Source organism: Tepidimonas taiwanensis, assembly GCF_020162115.1.
In the GTDB taxonomy this organism is placed as follows: Bacteria; Pseudomonadota; Gammaproteobacteria; order Burkholderiales; family Burkholderiaceae_C; genus Tepidimonas; species Tepidimonas taiwanensis.
In genome coordinates this window covers 384,759-406,707 of record NZ_CP083911.1, presented here as the reverse complement: position 1 = coordinate 406,707, position 21,949 = coordinate 384,759, and the positions used below count along the sequence as shown (strand labels likewise).

Sequence of the window (21,949 nt, the reverse complement as noted above, 5' to 3'; positions counted from 1 at the left end):
AGGTCGCGAGCCGTAAGGAGGGTCTTTTGTCAGCCATCCACGATCTGATTGCCCAGGTCACCGACCCACGTCTGCGCGAGCGGCTGGCCGCAGAGTGGGCCAGCGCCTCGAAAGAAAAGAAATTCGGCCTGGTGTTCGAGGACCACCTGCCCGAACGGTTGCCGCTGCCCAAGACCAGGCCGCGCCGCGGTGACCTGGTCTGCCGGCGCGCAGGCCCGCTCAAGGACGTTTGGCGGGTCTTGCGGGTGCGCGACGGCATCGCGACCTGCATCCGACCCGGCAGCGAACCGCATTCAACGCAGACGAACCCGCCGGCCACCGAGACGGTCGATCTGGCCGTCGATGAACTGCTCGTGGTCCGGGAGTTCGGCGAGCCGATCTTCCCCTCGCTGGTGCCCGTGGACGCGGTGCAAAACGGCGACCCTGCCGGGCCCTGGCATGTGCTGATCGAAGCCGACAACTACCACGCACTGCAACTGCTGGACTACCTCTACGCCGGCCGGGTGGACTGCATCTACATCGACCCGCCCTACAACACCGGCGCGCGCGACTGGAAGTACAACAACGACTACGTGGACGCCAACGACCAGTGGCGGCACAGCAAGTGGCTGGCCTTCATGGAAAAGCGGCTGAAGCTCGCCAAGCGGCTGCTGAAAGCCGACACCGGGGTGCTGATCGTCACCATCGATGAGCATGAAGTTCACCACCTGGGAATGTTGCTGGAGCGGCTGTTTCCCGACTGGGCGCGGCAAACCGTGACCGTCGTCATCAACGCTAAAGGCGTGGCGCAGGGCCGCTTTGCGCGCGCCGAGGAATATGCGCTCTACTGCTTTGCCCCCGGCGCGGGCACCGTTCCCCACCACGACGACCTGCTCAATCCTGAACGCGAAGGCAAGCGGTTCACCACACCGCGCTGGGAGTGGTTGCTGCGCGGCGGCACCAACTCCCGGCGCGAGGATCGGCCCGGGCTGTTCTACCCCATCTTCGTCGAGCCTGAGACGCGCCGCATCACCGGCGTGGGCGAGCCACTGCCGCTGCCGCAGGTGCCGGACCTCACGGCGCACGCGCCGCGCTCTGTGGCCTGGCCCATCCGCACGGATGGGAGTTGGGGCAATTGGCGGGTCGGACCGAACAGTCTGCGCGCTCTGATCGATCAGGGCTTCGTCAAGCTGGGCGGTTATGACGAACAGCGTGGCACGTGGACGGTGCTTTATCTGGGTGAGAAAGCACGCCGACAGATCGAGGAAGGCGCCATCGAGGTCGTGGCCCGCGACGCGGCAACCGGTGCGGTCGAAGTCCGCTACACCGAACGCGAACAGCGTTTTCCCAAAACCGTCTGGCATCGCCCGCTGCACGACTCCGGCATCTACGGCTCTGCCTTGCTGAAGAGCATCCTGGGCGAAGGCGGGCGCTTTTCCTTTCCCAAGTCGCTCTACAGCACGCGCGATGCCGTTGCCGCCGTGGTGCGCGACCGGCCGCAGGCGCTCATCCTCGACTTCTTCGCCGGCAGCGGCACCACGCTGCATGCCGTCAACCTGCTCAACGCCGCCGACGGCGGCCGGCGCCGCTGCATCCTGGTCACCAACAACGAAGTGTCTGCGGAGGAGGCCGAGGCCATGCGCGCGCGCGGCCTGCAACCGGGCGATGACGAATGGGAGGCGCAGGGCATCTGCCGCTCGGTGACCTGGCCGCGCAGCAAGTACACCATCCTCGGCCGACGCGACGACGGTTCCGTCCTGGAGGGCGAATACCTCACCGGCAAGACGGTAGAGCGCGACAAGCCGCGCCGCTTCCGGCACATCGACTTCATCGACCCGGCCGCGCTGACCACGGCCGCCAAGAAGCAGCTCGTGGCGCTGATCGACGGTCTGCCGCAGACCCTGGTGACGGAGCCATGCCCCCACATCGTGTCCGAGGATCACACGGTCAGCGTGCTGTTCGACCCGGCCGCCGCCGACGATTGGCTGCAAGCCCTGGAAGGGCAGGCGCACATCAGTGCTTTGGTCATCGTGGCGCCGACCAAGCGCCAGTTCGATCAGTTGAAGGCACAGGTCAACGAACTGCTCGGGCCGCTGAAGGTGACAGAGGAGGAGAAGCGCCCGATGCGCGAGGGCTTCGCGGCCAACCTCGCCTACTTCAAGCTGGACTTTCTGGACCCCGAGCGCGTGTCGCTGCGCCGCGCCTTCCGCGAGATCCTGCCCTTGCTGTGGCTCAAGGCCGGCGCCGTGGGGCCGCGGCCCGAGCTCAGGCGCAACGAACCGGAGCCCGCACTGTTCGCCCCCGAGGGCAGCAACTTCGTCGTGCTGCTCGACGAGACGCGGATGGGACGGCTGCTCCAGGCCATCAGCGGCCGCACCGGCTTGTCGCATGTGTTCATCGTCACCGACGCGGACGAGTCGTTCAAGACGATGGCGCAAGAGGTTCGCGACGCCGCCGGGAGGGGCAACCCCGGCTTGCAGGTGGTGCAGTTGTACCGGGATTACCTGCTCAACTTTATGATCAACCAAGGAGGTGCGAAATGACGGCGACCGCGAACGAACAACCCAGCGCCAAAGACGTGCTGCGCGCCGTGATCGAGGCGCAGCCCGAGGATGCCAGCTTTGAGGAAATCCTGCGCGAGCTGGCGTTCGAGCGCATGCTCGAACGCGGCCTGGCCGACGCCCGCGCGGGACGCAGCGTGAGCCATGACGAGGCGCTGCGGAGAATCCGTGCATGGCAGAGCTGAGGTGGACGGCCGAGGCACTGGCCTGGCTGGAGGACATTGACCGTTACATCGCCGCGGACAACCCGCCCGCGGCTGCCAAGGTCGTTGACGGCATCGTGGCCAAGGCGGAACTGGCCGCCGAGTTCCCCGACATCGGTACCCGGCTGCGCGTCGTGCCCGAGGGCGAGGTGCGCATGTTGCTGTACGGTCACTACCGTATTGCGTATCTGCGTCGAGGCGATGCAGCCATCGTCGAAATCCTCGGCGTCTTCCATGGCGCGCTCGACATCAACCGGTATCTGCCATGAAGGTCACGCTGTTCGACTTCCAGAAGGATGCGCTGCACCAGCTGCGCGACAAGCTCACGGCCGCGCGCCGCTTCGCCAGCACCGACAACCCGCAGGCCATTGCCTTTTCCGCACCCACCGGCAGCGGCAAGACCATCATCATGACGGCGCTGTTCGAGGCCATCCTGGATCAGCCCGACGATGAGCTCGCGTGGCCGCTGGACTGGACTCCGCAGCGGGATGCCGTGATCCTGTGGGTGTCCGACATGCCGGAGCTCAACGAGCAGACGAAGCTGAAGATCGAGAGCAAGTCCGACAAGGTTTACCGCGTCCATCAGCTCATCACGATCGATGCGCACTTCGATGCGCCGCAGTTGCAGGGCGGCTGCGTGTACTTCATCAACACGCAAAAGCTGGCCGTCAATCAACCGCTGACCAATCGGGGTGACGGACGCCAACACCTCATCTGGGAAACGCTGACCAACACCGCCCGCGCGATACCGGACCGCTTCTATGTGGTGATCGACGAAGCCCACCGGGGCATGGCGTCCGGCCGGGGCGCCAAAGAGGCGCAGACCTTGATGCAGCGCTTTCTCCTGGGGCACCCGGAAGTGGGCCTCGTGAAGATGCCGCTGGTCATCGGTGTGTCCGCCACACCCAAGCGCTTTTTGGACCTGCTGGAACATGCACCGCACACGGTGCACAAGGTCGCCATCTCGGCAGAGGAGGTGCGCGAGTCGGGGCTGCTGAAGGACCGCATCTTGATCCACCACCCCGAGTCGCCGACGACGGCCGAGATGGGCCTGCTAGAGGAAGCCGCGCGCCGCTGGCACCAAATGACGCAGGCGTGGCAGCGCTACTGCCAGGAAGAGCAGGCACCGACGGTCTGGCCCATTCTGGTGGTGCAGGTGGAAAATGGCACCGATCACCAGCTCACCCGCACCGACCTCACGGCCGCGCTGGATGTCATCGAGCGCGTCATCGGACGCCGGTTGAACGAGGGCGAAGTGGCCCACGCCATGCACGATGCCGGTGATTTGGACGTGGGGGGTCGCCGGGTGCGGCGGGTCGAGGCATCCCGCATCGATGCGGACAAGGAGATCGGCGTGGTGTTCTTCAAGACGGGCCTGTCCACAGGCTGGGACTGTCCGCGTGCCGAGGTGATGATGTCTTTCCGTCGCGCGGAAGATCACACCTACATTGCCCAGTTGCTCGGCCGCATGGTGCGCACGCCGCTGGCGCGCCGCATCGAAAAAGATGCCGCGCTCAACGATGTGCATCTGTTCCTGCCCTACTTCGACACGCAGGCGGTGCAAAACGTGGTGGCCGCACTGCACAACCAGGAGGACGTGCCGCCGGCCGAGACGGGCTCCAGTCGCGAGCTGGTGGTGCTCCAGCGCCGGGCGGGCACCGAGGCCCTGTTCGCCGCCTTGGACGGCCTGGTGACTTACCGCGTGGGCGCCGTGCGGGCGCAAAGCCCGCTGCGACGCTACATGGCCATGGCGCGCAGCTTGACGCTCGACGGGATCGACGACGAGGCCTGGGGCCAGGCCAAGGCGCAGATCGTGGCGTGGATGACCGAGTGCGTGGCCACTTTGAAGGCCACCGGGGAATTCGATTCGGCGGCGCGCGCCATCACGCAGGTGGGCCTGCGAACCCTGGCCGTGCATAACGGAACCGGCGTGAGTGAGCCGCAAGCGGACTATCGCATCGAGGCATCCAGCGTTGACATCGACCGCCTGTTTGAGGAGGCAGGCCGCGTATTCAGCCACGGCTTGCAAATGGAGTACTGGCGCGCCCACGCCGAGCGCGACGCGGTAGACGTGAAGGTGGAAGCCATCGTGCTGGCGCGCCATCCCACGCAGATGGGCGAACTGGAAAAGCGCGCCGAGCAGGCCTTCAACGCCTTGTACGACCAGCACAAGAAGGCGATCTACCAGCTCAAGGAGCATCGCCGTGCCAACTACGAGAAGTTGCGGCTCGCCACGGCCGAACCGGCCGAGGTGCCGTGGCACCTGCCCCAGGCGATCGACTTCCGGCGACAACCCACGGATACGCTGTGGGAGCGCCATCTGTACGTGGAGGGCAACGGCCAGTTCCGGGCCCAGCTGGGTACATGGGAAGCGGATGTTCTGAAGGAAGAACTCGCCAACCCGGCGGTGGTGGGCTGGTTGCGCAACCTGGACCGCAAACCCTGGTCGCTGGAGGTGCCCTACATGTCAGGGGGGGAGGTCAGGCCGATGTTCCCCGATCTCGTCATCGTTCGGCAGGTGGAAGGCGGGTATGCGATCGACATCCTGGAGCCCCATCGGCCGGACCTGGACGACAACTTCGAGAAGGCGGTCGGGCTGGCGAAGTTCGCCGAACGACATGGAGCACTCTTTGGGCGCATTCAGCTGATTCGCCAGCAGTCCACCGCCGGCGGTGAGCGCTACATGCGGTTGGAGATCAATCACACCCCCACCATCAAACGGCTGCTGCTGATCACCAGCAATCCGCAGCTCGACGCGGTATTTGCGGAACTTGGCAAGTGAGCAGATAGGGCCTTTGTGAAAGAGATGACTTGACATCCTCCCCGGCCTGAAGTCCGGAGATTCCTTCGGCGCTCAGGCGCGGCCTACCCTGAACGGTGGTGCTTGCCGCGCACTTAGTCGAACGCACGGTAAAGGTGAGCGGTGCATGTCAAGATAGTTGTCGCCTGAATCATGCTGCTAAGGAACCGCTGAATAAACCCCGCCCGTCCGTCTCGAGCGCTGCTGCGCTGGCGGACTGGCCAAAGATGGTGCCGCAGCCCGCACTCAGCGACCCTCGCGGGCCAGATCGGTACCCACGAACCGGCGGATGGCCTAACTGTCGTACAGCGCGTCCTCGAGGCCTTCGTCCGACAGCCCAAAGCCCTTTTGCACGACGTACGCCCTGAGCTCGCGTCGGGTGAGCTTCTTCTTGGAGACGACCTCGAGTTCGGCAAAGCTCGTCTGGATGGGCATGGGGCTGGTCTGTGGGCTGGGTTAGGCAGGGTGTGTCGATATGATGGTGCCAGGTCGTGGGAAGGTTGGGGATTGAATCAGTTGATCCCTAGCCAACGACACGACCGCCGGCTTCACGCCCGCGGCAGCGTCACGCCCCGCTGCCCCTGGTACTTGCCGCCGCGGTCGCGGTACGAGACGTCACAGACCTCGTCGCTCTCGAAAAACAGCACCTGCGCGCAGCCTTCGCCGGCGTAGATTTTCGCCGGCAGCGGAGTGGTGTTGGAAAACTCCAGCGTCACATAGCCTTCCCACTCGGGCTCGAAAGGCGTGACGTTGACGATGATGCCGCAGCGCGCGTAGGTGCTCTTGCCCAGGCAGATGGTCAGCACGTTGCGCGGGATGCGGAAGTACTCGACGGTGCGCGCCAGCGCAAAGCTGTTGGGCGGAATGATGCAGTGGTCGCCGTGGAAGTCGACGAAGCTCTTTTCGTCGAAGTTCTTCGGGTCCACGACCGTGCTGTGGATGTTGGTGAAGACCTTGAATTCCGGCGCGCAGCGGATGTCGTAGCCGTAGCTGCTCGTGCCGTAGCTGATGACCTTGCGGCCATCGACCTCGCGGATCTGGTTCGGCTCGAACGGCTCGATCATGCCGTATTCCTCCGCCATGCGGCGGATCCACTTGTCGCTCTTGATGGTCATGGTGTGTGGCGCGTGACGGGCGTTGCGCGCATTGTATGCACGCCCGCCCGGGCCGCCGGCCGGGCGACCGGGGGGCGGCGCACTCAACAGACGCCGAAGGTGATGCCCTGCTCGCGCAGGTAGCGGCGGTACGCGGCGCTGAGGCGGTCCGCCGCGCACATGCGTTCGCTGCCGTCGAGCGGCAGGCGCTTCGGACTCTGCGACTCCAGGATCGGTCGGTCCTGCGCAAAGATCGTGGACTGGAACGCGCGCAAGACCTCGTCCGGGGTGTCGGTGTCGCTCGTGTACTGCGCAAACCAGACGCGGCAGGCCTCCGGCTGCTGCGGCGAGGCCCACAGGACGTAGGCGTCCGTCGGCCCCTCCCCAGCGGGACGCTTGTGCAGCAGCGCGGCGTAGGGGCTCAGCACTTCGTACCGGTAGCGGACCCAGGCTCCACCGGCCGCGCTCGCGCTGGCGCGCGGTTGCCAGGCCGGGTAGTCCGGCACGACCGGACGGCCGTCGGGCGTGTGGACGAGCGTGTGGTGGGGCACCTCCCCGTGGGCCGGGTCACCGAGCCAGCCCGCGTGAACGAACGCGAAGTGCGCCGTGTCGAGAAAGTTTTCCACCGCGCGCGGCGCGCTCGTGGCCACGTCGAACGGGCCGTGCAGCACGCAGCGTGTCGGCAATGCCGGCAACGGCGGCGGGCCGTCCGTCACCGGTTCGCCCAGGCACACCCACAGCAGGCCGTGCGCCGCGGTGACGGCATACCGCACGGCGCGGTGATCCGCGGGCGGTGTGAAGCCCGGCAGCGCCGGCACCCGCCGGCACTGGCCCTGCCCATCGAAGCGCCAGCCGTGGTACGGGCACTGCAGCTGCCCCTCGACCACCACGCCGAGGGACAGGCGCGCGCCGCGGTGCGGGCAGCGGTCCGCGAACGCCTGCACCGCACCGGCCGCGTCGCGCCACAGCACCAGCGGCTCGCCGAGCAGCGTGACCGGCAACGGCGCCTCGCCGACGTCCGTCGCCAGCGCCACCGGCCACCAGTGCCCGCGCTCGATCATCACTTGCCGGACGGCACCTTGCCCTCGACGCCCTTGACGAAGAAGTTGACCTGGTCCTTCCAGGCCTGGTCGGCCTTGACGCCCTTGGCCAGCACTTCCTTGCCGGTGTTGTCGACGATCGGGCCGGTGAAGACCTCGAACTCACCGCTCTTCAAGCCCGCCTTGACTTCCTCGACCTTCTTCTTCGCCTCCTCCGGCACGACGTCGGCGATCTTGATCAGGTCGTTGAGGCCTTCCTTGACGCCCCAGATCGTGCGCTTCTCACCCTGCCAGGTGCCGTCGAGCACTTCCTGCACGGCCTGGATGTAGTACGGGCCCCAGTTGACGATGGCCGACGCCAGGTGCGCCTTCGGGCCGAAGCTGCTCATGTCGCTGTCCCAGCCGAAGGCGTATTTGCCGTTCTTCTCGGCGGTCTGCAGCACCGCGGTGGAGTCGGTGTTTTGCAGCAGCACGTCGGCGCCCTGGTTGATGAGGCTTTGCGCCGCTTCCGTTTCCTTCGGCGGATCGAACCAGGTGTTGACCCAGACGACCTTGAGCTTGATGTTGGGCTTGACGGTCTGCGCGCCGAGCACGAAGGCGTTGATGTTGCGCAGCACCTCGGGGATCGGGAAGGAGCCGACGAAGCCCAGCGTGTTGGTCTTGGTCATGTGCGCGGCGATGATGCCGGCCATGTAGGTGTCCTGGTAGAAGCTCGCGTCGTACACGCGCATGTTGGGCGCGGTCTTGTAGCCGGTGGCGTGCTCGAACTTCACGTCCGGGAACTCGCTGGCGACCTTGAGCATGGGCTCCATGTAGCCGAACGACGTCGCGAAGATGATCTTGTTGCCCTGTGCGGCGAGGTCGCGGATCACGCGCTCGGCGTCCGCCCCTTCGGGCACGCTCTCGACGAAGGTGGTTTGCACCTTGTCGCCGAAGTGCGCCTCCACCGCCTTGCGGCCCAGGTCGTGCGCGTACGACCAACCGGCATCGCCCACCGGGCCCACGTACACCCAGGCGGCCTTGAGCGGCGCAGGCTTCGGCGCCTCGGTCGCGGGAGCGGGCGCAGGCGCCGGCTCCTCTTTCTTGCCGCAGCCCACCAGGGCACCGCCGGCCACCAGCCCCACCGCCGCCACCGAGGCCGCGGTCTTGAGCCAAGCACGCTTTGCGTTGTCGATCATGAGAAGACTCCTGTGTCGATGAAAAACAGAATGTTACCCCCCGGGCGAGAACGGTTTGCCCAGCGACTGCGGCATCTGGGTGCGAATCCACAGCGGCGAACGGGAAATGAGCACCAGCACGACGATCGTGGCCAGGTACGGCATCATCGTCAGGAACTGGCTCGGCACCTGCACGCCGATGCCCTGCAGGTGGAACTGCAGCATCGTCACCCCCCCGAACAGATATGCCCCGAGCAAAACCCGTGCCGGCCGCCAGGTGGCAAAGGTCGTCAGCGCCAGCGCGATCCAGCCCTTGCCGGCGATCATCCCTTCCACCCACAGCGGGGTGTAGACCGTCGATACATACGCGCCGGCGAGTCCGCACAGCGCACCGCCCACCACCACGGCCGCGAGGCGGATGCGCCGCACCGGGTAGCCGAGCGCATGCGCCGATTCGGGGTTCTCGCCCACCGCGCGCAGCACCAGACCGGTGCGCGTGCGGTCGAACAGCCACATCAGGATCAGCGCCAGCGCCACCGCCGCGTACGCCAGAAAATGCTGGCGAAACAGCGCCGGTCCGAGCCACGGCACATCGCCCAGCAGCGGCACGTGCGGCGTGATGAGCTCCGGCAGCTTGTACTGCGTGTAGGGCTGCCCCGCGAAGGCCGACAACCCCGCCCCGAACAGGCTCAGCGCCAGCCCGGTGGCGTACTGGTTGGTGTGCAGGTAGATCACCAGCCAGCCAAAGACGAGCGACAGCAGCGCCGCCACCGCCATACCGGCCAGAAACCCCAGCGGGTGCACCCCGACGTGCACGACGGTGGCAAAACCGGCCAGCGCCCCGCACAACATCAGGCCCTCGGCGCCCAGGTTGACGACGCCGACCTTCTCGTTGATGAGCAGGCCCAACGCCGCGATGGCCAGCACCGTGCCCGCGTTGAACGTCGCCGCGATCAGCAAAGCCAGCGATTCCATCAGCCCCTCCCCCGCCGCACGCGGTACTGGATCAGCGTGTCGCACGCCAGCAGCGCAAACAGCAGCAAGCCCTGAAATACCCCGGTGATGGACTTGGGCAGGCCCAGGCGCGACTGCGCCAGCTCACCGCCGATGTAGAACATGCTCATCAGGATGGCCGAGCCGATGATGCCCACCGGGTGCAGCCGGCCGACGAAGGCCACGATGATCGCGGCGAATCCGTAGCCCACCGGCACGTGCGGTGTCAGCTGCCCCACGGGCCCCGCCACCTCCAGCGCACCGGCCAGGCCGGCCAGCGCCCCCGTCACGCCGATCGCCGTCCACAGCGCCGCGCGTGACGAAAAACCGGCATAACGCGCCGCCGCCGGCGCCAGCCCACCGACCTGCTGCGCGAAGCCCGCGCGCGTGCGAAACAGGAACGCCCACACCAGCGCCGCCGCGACGAGCGCGAGGACGAGGCCGATGTGCACCCGCAGGCCGTCGAACAGCCGCGGCACGAGCGCCGCTGCGTCGAAGCGCTGCGTCTGCGGGAAGTTGAACCCCATCGGATCCTTCCACGGGCCGTAGACGAGGTAGTTGAGCACCTGCACCGCCACGTACACGAGCATCAGGCTCACCAGAATCTCGTTGGCGTTGAAGCGATCGCGCAGCAGCGCGGTGATGGCGGCCCAGCCGAAGCCACCGACGGCCCCGGCCAGCAGCACGAGCGGCCACACCGGCACGCCCGAGCCCTGCAGCGCCAGCGCCGTGCCGCTCGCGCAGACGGCGCCGAGGATGAACTGCCCCTCCGCGCCGATATTCCACACGTTGGAGCGAAAGCCGATCGCCAACCCGAGGCCGATCAGCAGCAGCGGCGTGACCTTGAGCATCAGCTCGCTCCAGGCGCGCGCGTCGCGGATCGGCTCCCAGAAAAACACCCGCAGCCCCGCGACCGGGTCCTTGTCCAGCGCCGCAAACAGCAGCGCCCCAACCGCCACGGTGATCGCCAGCGCCAGCAGCGGCGACGCATAGCGCCACGCCGCCGACGGTTGCGGTCGTCGCTCAAGCCGCCACATGGTGTGCCTCCTGCGCCCGCGGCCACAGCCCCGACATCCATTCGCCGATGCGCTCGACGTCCGCCTCGGCCACCGGCACCGGCGGCGACAGGCGACCCTTGGCGATCACGTGCAGCCGGTCGCACAGCTCGAACAGCTCGTCGAGCTCCTCGCTGACGACGAGCACCGCGCAGCCCGCCTCGCGCAGCGCGACGATCTCGGTGCGGATCTGCGCCGCCGCGCCCACGTCCACGCCCCAGGTTGGCTGGGCAACGATGAACAGCCGCGGCTGCGCATCGATCTCGCGCCCGACGATAAATTTCTGCAGGTTGCCGCCAGAGAGCGACTGCGCCGGGGCGTCCGGCCCGGCCGCCTTGACGCCGAAGCGTTCGATGATCGCGCGCGCCTGCGCCCGCAATGCCCCCAGGCGCAACCAGCCGCCGGGGCCGACGGCGTCGTCGCGCGTCAGCAGCAGGTTGTGCGCCAGCCCCAGCGACGGCACCGCCCCACGGCCGAGCCGCTCTTCCGGCACGAAGTGCACCCCCTGCGCGCGCCGCTGGCGCGGCCCCTCGCGCGTGATGTCGCGGCCATCCAGCCGGATGCTGTCCGGCGCGGCGCCCAGCGTCTCGCCGGACAGGGCGCCGAGCAGCTCGCGCTGGCCGTTGCCGGAGACACCCGCGATGCCGACGATCTCGCCCGCGCGCACCTGCAGCGTGATGTCGTGCAAATCGGTACCGAACGGCTCGTCACTGCCGAGCGTCAGCCCCCGCACGTCCAGCACCACGTCGCCGCTGGCCGCGCGGTGCGGCGGCAGCGCTGGCGGCTCGCTGCCGATCATCAGGCGCGACAGCTCCGCGTTGCTCGTCTGCCGCGGATCGCACACGCCGGTCACGCGCCCGCCGCGCATCACGGTACAGGCGTCGCACAGTGCGCGGATCTCGTGCAGCTTGTGGCTGATGTAGAGGATGCTGCAGCCCTCGTCGGCAAGTTGCCGCAGAACGCCAAAGAGGCGCTCCACCGCCTGCGGTGTCAGCACCGACGTCGGTTCGTCCAGGATCAGCAGCTGCGGGTGGGTCAGCAGCGCGCGCACGATCTCGACCCGCTGGCGCTCGCCCACCGACAGCGTGTGCACGGGCCGGCGCGGATCGACCGCCAGGCCGTATTCCTGCGCCTTGCACTCGATCGACTCGGACACCTCCCGCAGCGACAGCGTCGCGTCGAGCCCGAGCCAGACGTTTTCCGCGACGGTCAGCGTCTCGAACAGGCTGAAGTGCTGAAACACCATGCTGATACCCAGCGCGCGCGCCTCGCGGGGGCTGCGCACGTGCACGGGGCGCTCGTTGAACAGGATCACGCCGTCGTCGGGCTGCACCGCGCCGTAGATGATCTTCATCAGCGTGGATTTGCCCGCGCCGTTTTCGCCGAGCACGGCGTGGATGCTGCCCGGCTGGACCGCGAGCGACACCGCGTCGTTGGCCACGACGCCGGGGTAGCGTTTCGTGATCTGATGCAACTGCAAGCGATGCGGTGGGCTCATGGCGACAGGATACGGACCTCGGGGACGGCACGTGAACGGCGGGGTGTGGGCGTCGGCAAAGGAGCGGATGTTAACGGGTCGCGGCGGATTCAGTCGAACAGCGTGAGCTGCGCCGCATTGGGTGGGGCCGCACCGCGCCCGCGGCCGCTGGCCTGCGCCGGCGGGCGAAAGCGACCCGTCGCCAGCGGCACGGACTCCCGATGGAGGCCGTGGCGGCGGCACGCCTGCGCAAAGCGCTGCCGCCACAGGTCGGCCCACACGCCGCGCCCCGTCATGCGCTCGCCGAACGCGGCGTCGTACTCGCGCCCGCCGTGCAGGTCGCGCACACGCGCCAGCACGCGCTGTGCGCGCTCGGGGTAGTGCGCGCGCAGCCACTGTGCAAACAGCGTGCGCACCTCCCACGGCAGGCGCAGCACGGTGTAGAACGCCCGCGTCGCGCCGGCCTCGGCCGCGGCCGCCAGCACCTGCTCCAGGTCGTCGTTCAAAAAGGGAATCTGCGGCGCGACGCTCACGCCCACCGGCACCCCCGCGTCGGCCAGGGTGCGGATCGTGCGCAGCCGCCGCCACGGGGCGGCCGCGCGCGGCTCCAGCCGCCGTGCCAGATCGGCGTCCAGCGTCGTGATCGTCACGTACACCGCGCACAGCCCGTCGCGCGCCATCGGGGCGATCAGGTCCAGGTCGCGCTCCACGCCCGACCCCTTGGTCACCAGCACCCACGGATGCGCGGTCTCGTGCAGCACCGTGAGCACCGCGCGCGTCAGGCGCAGCTCCCGCTCCACCGGCTGGTACGCGTCCGTCACGCTGCCAATCGCGACCGGCGCCGGCAAGTAGCCGGGCTTGGCCAGCTCCTCGCGCAGACGCGCATCCAGTCCGCGCCGGGCGATGATGACGGTCTCGAAATCCAGTCCGGGAGAGAGGTCTAGGTAGGCGTGCGTGGGCCGCGCGTAGCAGTACGCGCAGCCGTGCTCGCAGCCGCGGTACGGGTTGAGTGAACGGTCGAAGCCGATGTCGGGCGAATCGTTCCACGACAGCGCGCTGCGCGCCTCCTCCCAGCGCACCTGGGTGCGCGGGGGCAGCGGTGCGTCGGACTCAATGGGCCAGCCGTCGTCGAACGGCTGGCGCACCTCGTGCTGAAAGCGGTGCGCCAGCCGCTCGGCACTGCCACGCCCGCGCAGCGGACCGGGGGTGCTGGCGGGTGGTGGCGTCATCGTGGCCCCCTGGGCGTCGCGCATCCGGTGCCCGCGTCAGTCGCCGCGCAGCAGCAGCGCGCGGAAATCGTTGACGTTGGTGTGCGTCGGCCCGGTCACGAACAGCTCCCCCAGCGCCGCAAAGAAGCCGTAGCTGTCGTGCCGGTCCAAATATGCCCGCGCCGACAGCCCGAGGCGTGCGGCGCGCGCCAGCGTATCCGGGGCCACGAAGGCGCCGGCATTGTCCTCGGTGCCGTCGATGCCGTCGGTGTCCGCCGCCAGCGCCCACACGCCGCCATCACCCTCCAGCGCTTGCGCCAGGGCCAGCGCAAACTCCGCCGCCCGCCCGCCGCGCGGCCGCTGGCCGCTCGGGGCGTGCGGATCGGACCGCACGGTCACCGTCGTCTCCCCGCCGGAGAGGATCACGCACGGCGGCCGAAACGGTCCCCGCCCCTGCCGCGCATAGCGGGCCAGCGCCGCGTGCACCTTGGCGACCTCGCGCGACTCGCCCTCGATCGCGTCGCCCAGCACGTACGCGCGCCAGCCCAGCCGCTCGGCCTCGGCCGCGGCGGCCTGCAGCGCGTCGTGCGGGGCGGCGATCAGCCGCACCGTACACGCCGCCCAGCGCGGGTGGTCGGGCTTGGGCGTCTCGTGCCGCCCGGCCGCGAGGTCCGCGCGCACCGCGGGGGGCAGCGCGATGCCGTAGCGGTCCAACACCGCGAGCGCGTCGGCGTCGGTGCTGGCGTCGGCCACCGTCGGGCCGCTGGCGATCACGGCCGGGTCGTCGCCGGGCACGTCGCTGATCGCCAGTGTCCACACCGGCGCTGGCGCAGCCGCCAGCGCCAGCCGCCCGCCCTGGATGCGCGAGAGGTGCTTGCGCACCACGTTCATCTCGCCGATCGACGCGCCGCTGGCCAGCAGCGCCCGCGTGACCGCCTGCAGGTCCGCCAGCGTCAGCCCCGGCACGGGCAGCGCCAGCAGCGCCGAACCGCCGCCGGAGATGAGCGCAACGACAAGATCGTCTTTCGTCAACCCCTGCACCGACGCGAGCAACCGCGCCGCCGCCGCCTCGCCCGCGGCGTCCGGCACCGGGTGCGCGGCCTCCAGGATGTCCAGGCGCGCTGGCACGCCCGGCGGGCGCGGTGGCGTGTGACCGTAGCGCGTGACGACGCAGCCGGCCAGGGGCGCGTCCGCGGGCCAAGCGGCTTCCAGCGCGTGTGCCATCGCCCCCGCGGCCTTGCCAGCGCCCACCACAATGGTGCGCCCGCGCGGCGGGGGCGGCAGGTGCGCCGCGAGCTGCTGCGCGGGCTGCGCGCGCGCCACCGCGGTGTGATAGAGGTGCGCCAGCACGGCGCGGGGGTCGTCGCGGTCGGAAACCATCATCGCTTGCAACCCTCCCCAGCACCAGCACGCCCGGGGTCGGCCGCACGGTGTAGCCCCAGGCGCTCGATCCAGCCCAATCCACGCTCCGTGCCACCGGAGGCCGCATCCGCCGGAAGATATTCCGCGCCGATCCAACCCGTCCAGCCGGTTTCGCACATCGCGTCGGCAAGCGCGGCAAAGTCGATGGCCCCGGTGAGCGGCTCGTGCCGCCCCGGCGCATCGGCCCACTGCACGTGCCCCACCACGGCGTGATGCCGCCGCCACAGCGCCACCGGGTCGCCGCCCATGCGCGCCACGTGGTAGACGTCGAACTGCAGCTGCAGCGCGGGGTGATCGACCCGGCGCAGCACTTCGAGCGCCACATCCACCGTATCGACCAAAAACCCCGGGATGTCGAGCGAGTTGATCGGCTCCAGCCGCAGCCCGATACCCGCGGCCGCGCACGCCTCGGCCGCGACCCGGAGGTTGTCCACGAGCGTCGCCAGCGCCACGCCGCGCGCCACGCCCGGCGGCACCACGCCCGCAATCACATTCAGCTGCGGCACGGCCAGCGTCGTCGCGTAGTCCAGCGCGCGCGCGATGCCCGCGCGGAATTCGGCCACCCGGTCCGGATGGCAGGCGATGCCCCGCTCCCCCGCGGCCCAGTCGCCGGCTGGCAGGTTGTGCAGCACCAGCCGCACGCCGTGCCGGCGCAGCTCGGCCGCCCACGCCGCGGCCGGCGCCTCATAGGGGAACTGACATTCCACCGCCGTAAAGCCGGCGGCCGCCGCCGCCGCGACGCGCTGCAGCAGCGGCCGATCGGCAAACAACAGGCTCACGTTGGCGGCGAGCCGCAACGCAGCCCGCGCCGTCAGGCAGTCATCGTATCCAGCGGGCATGACGCCAGCACCTCGCGCGTATACGGTGGCAACCCCTGCAACATCCAGCGCCCGTAAGGGGTCGTGGTCAGGCGCGGGTCGTAGCATACGATGCGCGCGCGGTCGTCCTCGGTGCGGATCGCGCGGCCGATCCACTGTGCCAGCCGGATCGCCGCCGCGGGCACGACCAGCTCCATGAACGGGTCGCGCCGCTGCGCGCGCAACCACTCCGCGCGCGCCTCGGCCACGGGATCGTCCGGCGGTGCAAACGGCAGTTTGGTGATGAACAGGTCCTCACACAGCCGTCCGGGCAGATCCAACCCCTCGCCAAAAGACTGCAAGCCGAACAGGATCGACGGCTGCCCCGCCGCCACACGCTCGCGGTGGCGCGCGAGCAGCCGCTGCCGCGGCAGCGTCCCCTGCACCAGCACCCGGTCGCGCCACGCGGCGGGCAGTGCCGCGGCCACCCGTTGCAGGTGCGCGCGCGACGTGAACAGCACCAGCGCCCCGTGCCGCACCGTCGGCAGGTCGCGCAGCAGCGCCGCCTGCACCGCCTGCTGGTACGCCGCCGCGTGGCGCGGATCGACCCCGACGCCTGCCAGCACCAGCCGTCCCTGCGTCGCGTGGTCGAAGGGGCTTGCCGCCTCCAATGTCTGCACGTCGGCATCGTCGGCCAGCCCCACCTCGCGCAAAAAGAAGTCGAACCGCCCACCGCTGGTCAGCGTGGCCGAGGTCAGGATCGCGCCGCGCACACCGCTCCAAAGCTGGCTGCGCAGCAGCCCACCCGGCTGGATGGGGCTGGCGTGCGCCTGCACGCGCACCGTGTCCACCGTGCTGTCCGGTGTACCCGCCCACAGGGTGAACCACTTGGCCAGCGGCGCCTGCCCATCGGCGGGCGTGTGCAGCAGCCAGCGGGCGGTGTCGTGCGCCGCCTCCAGCCGTGGGGCGAGCGTGCCCAGCTGCGCGTAGAGCTGGGACAGGCGCTTGGCCTCGTCCGGCCGCTCGCGCAGCGCGGCCCGCAACGCATCCCCGATCGCGCGCAGCGCCGCCAGAAACGCCCCGCTCGCGTCCACTGCGGCCTGCAGCGGTGCCGCGAACCCGTCGGGCAATACACCGCCGGACAGGCGAATCCGCAGCGGTTCTGCGTCATCAGCCATCTCGCGCAACTGTGCCCCCCATGTCTGGACGACCAGCCGCCCCACCTCCTGCAGCGCGTGGCGCAGCCGCGCCGCCGCCCCCGGCACGTCGGCCACCGCGTCCACTTCGACCTCGGCCGCGGCCTTGAGCGAGCGGCTGGCGAGCTGGTCGATCCACGCCAGCCGTGTCAGCCCCGTGCGCCGCGCAAACTGCTCCAACGCGATCGCGGGCAGGTGGTGCGCCTCGTCCAGCACCAACAGACACTGGTCCAGCTCCGGCAACTGGCGCGATCCGAGCGTGGAGAGCAACAAGTCGTGGTTGACGACGATCACCTGCGCGCCCACGAGGGCCTTGCGCTGCTCGAAATAGACACAACCGCCGTACACCGGGCAGTGCCGCGCGGTGCAGGACGATGCCTCGGCCGCGATCGCCCCCCACCACGCGGCCTGCGGCGGCTCGGGCAGGCTGTCGCGGTCGCCATCCCAGCGCCCGTGCGCGAGATCGTCCGCCCGCGCGCGCAGCCAAGCCAAGCGATCCGCCTGCGCGGCGGCGGCGAACAGATCGTCGTCCTCCTCGACCGGTTCCGTCTCGGCCTGCGGGTCGGTGAGCCAGCGCTCCAGCTTCAGGCGACACACGTACCGGCCGCGCCCCTTGGCCAGTGCAAAGCGAAACGGCACCGGCAACCGCCGCGCCAGCGCGGGCAAGTCCTGGTGCACCAGCTGCTCCTGCAGCGCCACAGTCGCGGTGGACACCACGACCCGCGTCTGCCGCGCCTGGGCGAGCATGATCGCCGGCACCAGATACGCCAGCGACTTGCCCACGCCCGTGCCGGCCTGGATCACGGCGATGCGCCGCGTGATCGCCGCCGCATCCCCCTCGGGTCTGCCCAGGGTCACGGGCGCCAGCGTCTCGGCCACCCGCTGCGCCATCGCGCGCTGGCCCGATCGCGGGCGCAAGGCGCCGCCGTCGATCACCGCATCGAACGCGGCCATCGCCTGCGCGACCCGTTCCTCCGTCTCGTTCATGGGGCCAGAGTGTGACACAGCCATCGGTTACCCCCGATGATCCGGACCAGCGCATTCACGACTGAGCGCCTTTCCCGACATCGCCGTCTGCATTCCGGACCGGCGTCCGCCGTCCGTGCCCCAGGTGGCCGGCCCCGATCCGCCGGGGAACCGGTCTCCTCGCGACCCCCGTGTCCCGGCTTACAATGCGCGCGCAACGGAAGCGTGGCAGAGTGGTCGATTGCACCGGTCTTGAAAGCTGGTGGTCTCTCGACCAGGGATTTGTCGAAAAAGGAATAAAAACAACGTGTTATCGCGTTCTGCTTGTGTTCCAACGAGGTACTGTTTAGCAGATTCTTAGCACTTAACGAAACAAGGTGGGTTGGCCGAGCGGTTGAAGGCACTAGTCTTGAAAACTAGCAAGGGGGCAACCCCTTCCAGGGTTCGAATCCCTGACCCACCGCCATCACTACGGGGCGCAATGCCGCTATAGGGGACTTCATGCAGCCCAAGACCATCGCCGAACAACTTTTCTTCAGCACGGTGAGAATCGACACGGTCACGGCGGATGGCGCGCAAGGTGCAGGCACCGGGTTCTTCTTCGGTCACAAGTTCGGAGGCGACAAGCAGGCGCTGTTCGTCGTCACTAACTGTCACATCCCGGATGATCATATGGCCGTTTTTGGAACAGATGCGGGTGTGACGTGTACCACTGTTTCATGGCCTGCATGGGCGTGAGACCCTTGAGTGCGGCCTGGGGCAGCTGGTGGTTGTAAAGCCAAGCATAGCGCAGCAGGGTCTTCTCGAGATCCTCGCCGCTGATGAAGTGGTGGCTGCGCAGCACCTCCTCGATGCGGCCGTTGAAGCGCTCTACCATCCCGTTGGTCTGGGGGCGTCGCACGCGCGTGGTGCGGTGCTCGATGCCGAGTGCCTCGCACAGGCTCTCGAAGGCGTGGGTGGCACTGGGCTGCCCCAGCAGCCGTGCGGTGAACTCCTTGCCATTGTCTGTGAGGATCTTGTTGATCTTGATCGGGCACGCCGTGAGCAGCGACTTGAGGAAGGCGCGCGCGTTTCTCGCGCTCTTGGAGGCGTACAGGGCAATGAAGACCCAGCGCGTGGCACGGTCGATGGCCACAAAGAGGTAGCGCCGCCGCGTCTCATCGGCCATTTGCGGCAGGTACTTCACGTCGATATGAATGAAGCCCGGCTCGTAAGCGGCAAAGGGCTGATGTGCGGGTTTGGGCACCTGGGGCTTGAGGGATCGCAGCGACCCCACGCCGTGGCGTCGCAAGCAGCGATCCAGTCCCGAGCGCGACACGTCAGGACAGACGAACTCGCGCATGACCGACAGCAGATCATCCAGCGGCAGCAGCAGCGTCTTGCGCAGCTCCACTGCAATGGCCTCCTGCGCCGGGGTCATGGTGGTACGCAGCCGGTGCGGGGTGTGGGAGCGATCCAGAAAATCCTCGCGGCGCTTCCACTTGTACACCGTCATGAGCGAAACGCCGTAACGCTCAGCCAACACCGCAGCCGGCTCATCCGACAGCGCGATCTCGCGCCGTATGGCTGGCGTTGTACGCGCCAGGGCATGCAGCTTGATGTTCATGAGGGCATCTCCCGATGATGGTCGTCAACGCCTTGACCCGCTGCCCAGCAGCTCGCGCAGAACGCTTACCGCCAGCAGGTACGCATGGCGTGATGGCACTATCCAATCATCCGGGATGCGACAACTAACAAACACGTTGTCATGGGCATGCGTGAGGGGCGCTTTTCTTTCTTTAAGCAGAAGGACGGTCAGCCCACGTAAGGAAATGGTTTTACCCTCAAAGTCGGCCCGCAGGACTGGCCGGATATGTGGTTTGGTCATCCTGACCCAAACGTCGATATTGCGATCTGTCCGCTGGCGCCATTGCTCGAATTTGTGAAGCAGCAACACGGCACCAATCTGTTTTTCCGCGCCGTAGAAACGAGCATGATTCCCACCGAGGAGCAGACTCGGGAGTTGGATGCAATCGAGCCGGTGACCTTTATCGGCTACCCGAACGGCGTGTGGGATAGCAAGAACCTGCTGCCGGTAGCCCGACGGGGCACAACCGCCAGTCCAATTGAGGTGGACTTTGAAGGCTCGCCTCGCTTTCTTATTGATGCGTCCGTTTTCGGCGGATAGAGCGGAAGTCCCGTATTCATCCTCAACCAAGGTTCATTCGCAACAAAGAACGGTGGCCTTGTCGTCGGCTCCCGCCTTCACTTCGTTGGTCGTCCCTGAAAAATTCATTTTCACGCCGCCCTTAGCCGCAGCTGGGCAGGGTTGGCGCCACTGGACTCGGTTGGCCGCCGCTGGGCGAGCCACCGGCCGATGAGGCGCACGGCCGCAATGAGGCGCAAAAAAGCTCGCCTCAAGAAGGGCACGCCCTTCTTCGTGATCATGCGCAGCAGCCAGCGGATGTTGTAGCCCGCCGCGCACAGCACCGCGTGCAGCCGGTCACCCTGCTCGCCCTTGAGGTGGCACCTGTCCATGCGGTGATCCTGCTTCAAGTGCCCGATGACCGGCTCGATGGCCTGGCGGCGCTTGAGCAGCTTGCGCTCCTGCTGCGTGAGGCGCTTGATCTTGCCGCGGTGCACCAGGCGCACATCCGCAATGTCGGCTTCCACCCCGCGGTAGCCCAGATCGGCAAACGCTGTGCTGGGCTTGATGCCAGTGTCCTGCATCAGGATCGTGGCCTGCTCCAGCTGCGCTTGCAGCGTGTGCCCGTCGTAGGGGTTGCCATGGAAGGCCCGGGCTGCGACGATGAGGCTGTGCTTCAGGGTGCTGGCAATGCCGACCTTGACGCCGAACTCGTAAGGGCAGCGGGCCTTGCCCTTGTTGATGCACTCCACCTCCGGCGCGTGCCAGGCGTAGAGCTTTCGAGTCCCGTCGGCGGTCTTTCGGTTGGCAGTCTGCGCCACCAGACGCGCCGCCTTGTTGAGGGTGTGGCCAAGAGCACTCTGGATGGCCTGCCCCAGGCGGCTGGCCTTGCGCTCGATCTCGCGCTGCAGCCTGGCCACGATCGTGCGCTGGCGCTTGATGACCCGGCGCATGCGCGCAAACTGCCGCGCGTGCGCATAGCGTCCTGCCTTGCGGGCCAGCTCCTTGCCTTCCTTGGCAAAGGTCTGCTTCAAGGCGATGCCGGCGGCCTTGGCCGCCTCCACCAGCTTGGTGCGTGCCGTCTCCAGCAGCCGGCTGTCGGTGGGGTGCGCCACCGCCTTGGGTTGTACGGTGGTGTCCACCACCACGCGCTTGAGTTCCTGCGGCTTGATGAGTCCGGTTTCCACCGCCACGTTGATGGTCTGCGCCAAGAGTTCTTCCACGCCTTCTTCGCCCAGCAGCCGGCGAAACTTCACCAGCGTCGTGGCGTCGCACGGCCGGCGATGTTCAAAGTACGCCCGCCCCGAGAAGAACTGCCATGTGGGGGTTTCGCCCCAGCGCTCGACCACCCCTTCGTCCGACTCGTTGAAGGCGTGCTTCAGATACAGCAGCGCGATCATCACGCGCAGCGGCACGCGGGGTCGGCCTGCGTTGGACGCCCGAGCTGCGCGCACCGGAGATTCGCCAAAGAGGTCCAGATCGGGCATCGCGACACCTGCGCGCGCTTTGCGCATGAACAGGTGCGACAGCCTTGCTTCCAACTCCTGCCACGGCATGCGTGAGGACAACACCGCCAGCGGATGGCGCAGGTCGATCATCTGATCGAGCCGGGCGCGGAAGAAGTCCTCGGTGGCGGGGCAGGCAAACATCGCAAAACTCCCAGAAAACGGCGCATCAGACCATCAAATCTGGGGGAAATTGTACTCGCAAACAGACAATAACACAAGAAAAATCATGCTGTTATGAATATTTCAGGGGCGACTCGTTGGGGTCATTGCTGCTGTTTTCTTCCGCACGCACCTAAACCAGATTGTCCCTGTGCCAATTCCGACGCAGGTGCAGCCGATGGCGCAACAGCAGGAAATGATTGACCTCG

Annotated in this window: 18 protein-coding genes and 1 tRNA gene; 6 read left to right on the top strand and 13 right to left on the bottom strand. The window is 68.0% G+C overall.

Features of this window, described 5'->3' with window-relative positions:
- Positions 1-26: 26 nt before the first annotated feature.
- The 4 genes from LCC91_RS01895 to LCC91_RS01880 are packed head-to-tail and all read left to right on the top strand — an operon-like array spanning position 27 to position 5,525.
- Positions 27-2,522: a site-specific DNA-methyltransferase gene (locus LCC91_RS01895; protein ID WP_143897515.1), complete on the top strand. Its 2,496-nt coding sequence runs from the start codon at positions 27-29 to the stop codon at positions 2,520-2,522.
- On the top strand, positions 2,519-2,725 hold the full coding sequence (locus LCC91_RS01890; protein ID WP_043699415.1) for a hypothetical protein: 207 nt from the start codon (positions 2,519-2,521) through the stop codon (positions 2,723-2,725). The genes LCC91_RS01895 and LCC91_RS01890 overlap by 4 nt, the downstream gene beginning before the upstream one ends.
- Positions 2,713-3,012: a type II toxin-antitoxin system RelE/ParE family toxin gene (locus tag LCC91_RS01885; RefSeq protein WP_043699412.1), complete on the top strand. Its 300-nt coding sequence runs from the start codon at positions 2,713-2,715 to the stop codon at positions 3,010-3,012. The genes LCC91_RS01890 and LCC91_RS01885 overlap by 13 nt, the downstream gene beginning before the upstream one ends.
- Complete coding sequence (locus tag LCC91_RS01880) at positions 3,009-5,525, top strand: DEAD/DEAH box helicase (protein WP_143897517.1); 2,517 nt, start codon at positions 3,009-3,011, stop codon at positions 5,523-5,525. Before LCC91_RS01885 ends, LCC91_RS01880 begins: the two co-directional genes overlap by 4 nt.
- A 312-nt stretch (positions 5,526-5,837) precedes the next feature.
- On the opposite strand, the gene LCC91_RS01875 is transcribed toward LCC91_RS01880, so the two are convergent.
- The 11 genes from LCC91_RS01875 to dinG form a co-directional block, all read right to left on the bottom strand.
- Complete coding sequence (locus LCC91_RS01875) at positions 5,838-5,978, bottom strand: hypothetical protein (RefSeq protein WP_156137228.1); 141 nt, start codon at positions 5,976-5,978, stop codon at positions 5,838-5,840.
- Between the two features lie 113 nt (positions 5,979-6,091).
- Complete coding sequence (dcd, locus tag LCC91_RS01870) at positions 6,092-6,658, bottom strand: dCTP deaminase (RefSeq protein ID WP_143897519.1); 567 nt, start codon at positions 6,656-6,658, stop codon at positions 6,092-6,094.
- 83 nt (positions 6,659-6,741) lie between these two features.
- Positions 6,742-7,698 (bottom strand): aromatic ring-hydroxylating oxygenase subunit alpha, encoded by a 957-nt coding sequence (locus LCC91_RS01865; RefSeq protein WP_143897521.1) that lies wholly within the window; start codon positions 7,696-7,698, stop codon positions 6,742-6,744.
- On the bottom strand, positions 7,698-8,855 hold the full coding sequence (locus tag LCC91_RS01860) for a BMP family ABC transporter substrate-binding protein (RefSeq protein WP_143897523.1): 1,158 nt from the start codon (positions 8,853-8,855) through the stop codon (positions 7,698-7,700). The genes LCC91_RS01865 and LCC91_RS01860 overlap by 1 nt, the downstream gene beginning before the upstream one ends.
- Positions 8,856-8,888: 33 nt before the next feature.
- Positions 8,889-9,809, bottom strand: coding sequence for an ABC transporter permease (locus tag LCC91_RS01855; RefSeq protein WP_058616443.1), 921 nt, complete (start codon positions 9,807-9,809; stop codon positions 8,889-8,891).
- Positions 9,809-10,864 (bottom strand): ABC transporter permease, encoded by a 1,056-nt coding sequence (locus tag LCC91_RS01850; RefSeq protein ID WP_143897525.1) that lies wholly within the window; start codon positions 10,862-10,864, stop codon positions 9,809-9,811. The genes LCC91_RS01855 and LCC91_RS01850 overlap by 1 nt, the downstream gene beginning before the upstream one ends.
- Positions 10,851-12,380: an ABC transporter ATP-binding protein gene (locus tag LCC91_RS01845; RefSeq protein ID WP_143897527.1), complete on the bottom strand. Its 1,530-nt coding sequence runs from the start codon at positions 12,378-12,380 to the stop codon at positions 10,851-10,853. Before LCC91_RS01845 ends, LCC91_RS01850 begins: the two co-directional genes overlap by 14 nt.
- An 89-nt stretch (positions 12,381-12,469) precedes the next feature.
- Positions 12,470-13,588 (bottom strand): PA0069 family radical SAM protein, encoded by a 1,119-nt coding sequence (locus tag LCC91_RS01840; RefSeq protein ID WP_143897528.1) that lies wholly within the window; start codon positions 13,586-13,588, stop codon positions 12,470-12,472.
- A 36-nt stretch (positions 13,589-13,624) separates the two neighbouring features.
- Positions 13,625-14,950, bottom strand: coding sequence for a glycerate kinase type-2 family protein (locus LCC91_RS01835; RefSeq protein ID WP_143897530.1), 1,326 nt, complete (start codon positions 14,948-14,950; stop codon positions 13,625-13,627).
- Entirely contained in the window at positions 14,947-15,828 is an 882-nt protein-coding gene (locus LCC91_RS01830) for a hydroxypyruvate isomerase family protein (RefSeq protein ID WP_058616439.1), read from the bottom strand. The genes LCC91_RS01835 and LCC91_RS01830 overlap by 4 nt, the downstream gene beginning before the upstream one ends.
- Positions 15,801-17,969, bottom strand: a complete 2,169-nt coding sequence (gene dinG / locus LCC91_RS01825; RefSeq protein WP_043699381.1) for an ATP-dependent DNA helicase DinG — start codon at positions 17,967-17,969, stop codon at positions 15,801-15,803. The genes LCC91_RS01830 and dinG overlap by 28 nt, the downstream gene beginning before the upstream one ends.
- 355 nt (positions 17,970-18,324) lie before the next feature.
- On the opposite strand from dinG, the gene LCC91_RS01820 reads away from it, so the two are divergent.
- A tRNA-Ser gene (locus LCC91_RS01820) sits at positions 18,325-18,414 on the top strand.
- A gap of 180 nt (positions 18,415-18,594) precedes the next feature.
- Here LCC91_RS01820 and LCC91_RS01815 read toward each other — a convergent pair.
- Positions 18,595-19,554, bottom strand: coding sequence for an IS481 family transposase (locus LCC91_RS01815; RefSeq protein ID WP_224440890.1), 960 nt, complete (start codon positions 19,552-19,554; stop codon positions 18,595-18,597).
- 246 nt (positions 19,555-19,800) lie between these two features.
- Between LCC91_RS01815 and LCC91_RS01810 the strand changes: the two genes are divergently transcribed.
- Positions 19,801-20,115: a hypothetical protein gene (locus LCC91_RS01810; RefSeq protein WP_143898658.1), complete on the top strand. Its 315-nt coding sequence runs from the start codon at positions 19,801-19,803 to the stop codon at positions 20,113-20,115.
- Positions 20,116-20,225: 110 nt separating this feature from the next.
- Here LCC91_RS01810 and LCC91_RS01805 read toward each other — a convergent pair whose 3' ends face one another.
- Positions 20,226-21,722, bottom strand: coding sequence for an IS5 family transposase (locus LCC91_RS01805; RefSeq protein ID WP_224440884.1), 1,497 nt, complete (start codon positions 21,720-21,722; stop codon positions 20,226-20,228).
- Positions 21,723-21,949 lie beyond the last annotated feature (227 nt).

Excerpts from the sequence above, each read along its gene's own strand:
- LCC91_RS01890 (WP_043699415.1), top strand. The coding sequence starts at position 2,519 with ATGACGGCGACCGCGAACGAACAACCCAGCGCCAAAGACGTGCTGCGC.
- LCC91_RS01885 (WP_043699412.1), top strand. The coding sequence starts at position 2,713 with ATGGCAGAGCTGAGGTGGACGGCCGAGGCACTGGCCTGGCTGGAGGAC.
- LCC91_RS01880 (WP_143897517.1), top strand. The coding sequence starts at position 3,009 with ATGAAGGTCACGCTGTTCGACTTCCAGAAGGATGCGCTGCACCAGCTG.
- LCC91_RS01875 (WP_156137228.1), bottom strand. The coding sequence starts at position 5,978 with ATGCCCATCCAGACGAGCTTTGCCGAACTCGAGGTCGTCTCCAAGAAG.
- dcd (WP_143897519.1), bottom strand. The coding sequence starts at position 6,658 with ATGACCATCAAGAGCGACAAGTGGATCCGCCGCATGGCGGAGGAATAC.
- LCC91_RS01865 (WP_143897521.1), bottom strand. The coding sequence starts at position 7,698 with ATGATCGAGCGCGGGCACTGGTGGCCGGTGGCGCTGGCGACGGACGTC.
- LCC91_RS01860 (WP_143897523.1), bottom strand. The coding sequence starts at position 8,855 with ATGATCGACAACGCAAAGCGTGCTTGGCTCAAGACCGCGGCCTCGGTG.
- LCC91_RS01855 (WP_058616443.1), bottom strand. The coding sequence starts at position 9,809 with ATGGAATCGCTGGCTTTGCTGATCGCGGCGACGTTCAACGCGGGCACG.
- LCC91_RS01850 (WP_143897525.1), bottom strand. The coding sequence starts at position 10,864 with ATGTGGCGGCTTGAGCGACGACCGCAACCGTCGGCGGCGTGGCGCTAT.
- LCC91_RS01845 (WP_143897527.1), bottom strand. The coding sequence starts at position 12,380 with ATGAGCCCACCGCATCGCTTGCAGTTGCATCAGATCACGAAACGCTAC.
- LCC91_RS01840 (WP_143897528.1), bottom strand. The coding sequence starts at position 13,588 with ATGACGCCACCACCCGCCAGCACCCCCGGTCCGCTGCGCGGGCGTGGC.
- LCC91_RS01835 (WP_143897530.1), bottom strand. The coding sequence starts at position 14,950 with ATGATGGTTTCCGACCGCGACGACCCCCGCGCCGTGCTGGCGCACCTC.
- LCC91_RS01830 (WP_058616439.1), bottom strand. The coding sequence starts at position 15,828 with ATGCCCGCTGGATACGATGACTGCCTGACGGCGCGGGCTGCGTTGCGG.
- dinG (WP_043699381.1), bottom strand. The coding sequence starts at position 17,969 with ATGAACGAGACGGAGGAACGGGTCGCGCAGGCGATGGCCGCGTTCGAT.
- LCC91_RS01815 (WP_224440890.1), bottom strand. The coding sequence starts at position 19,554 with ATGAACATCAAGCTGCATGCCCTGGCGCGTACAACGCCAGCCATACGG.
- LCC91_RS01810 (WP_143898658.1), top strand. The coding sequence starts at position 19,801 with ATGTGGTTTGGTCATCCTGACCCAAACGTCGATATTGCGATCTGTCCG.
- LCC91_RS01805 (WP_224440884.1), bottom strand. The coding sequence starts at position 21,722 with ATGTTTGCCTGCCCCGCCACCGAGGACTTCTTCCGCGCCCGGCTCGAT.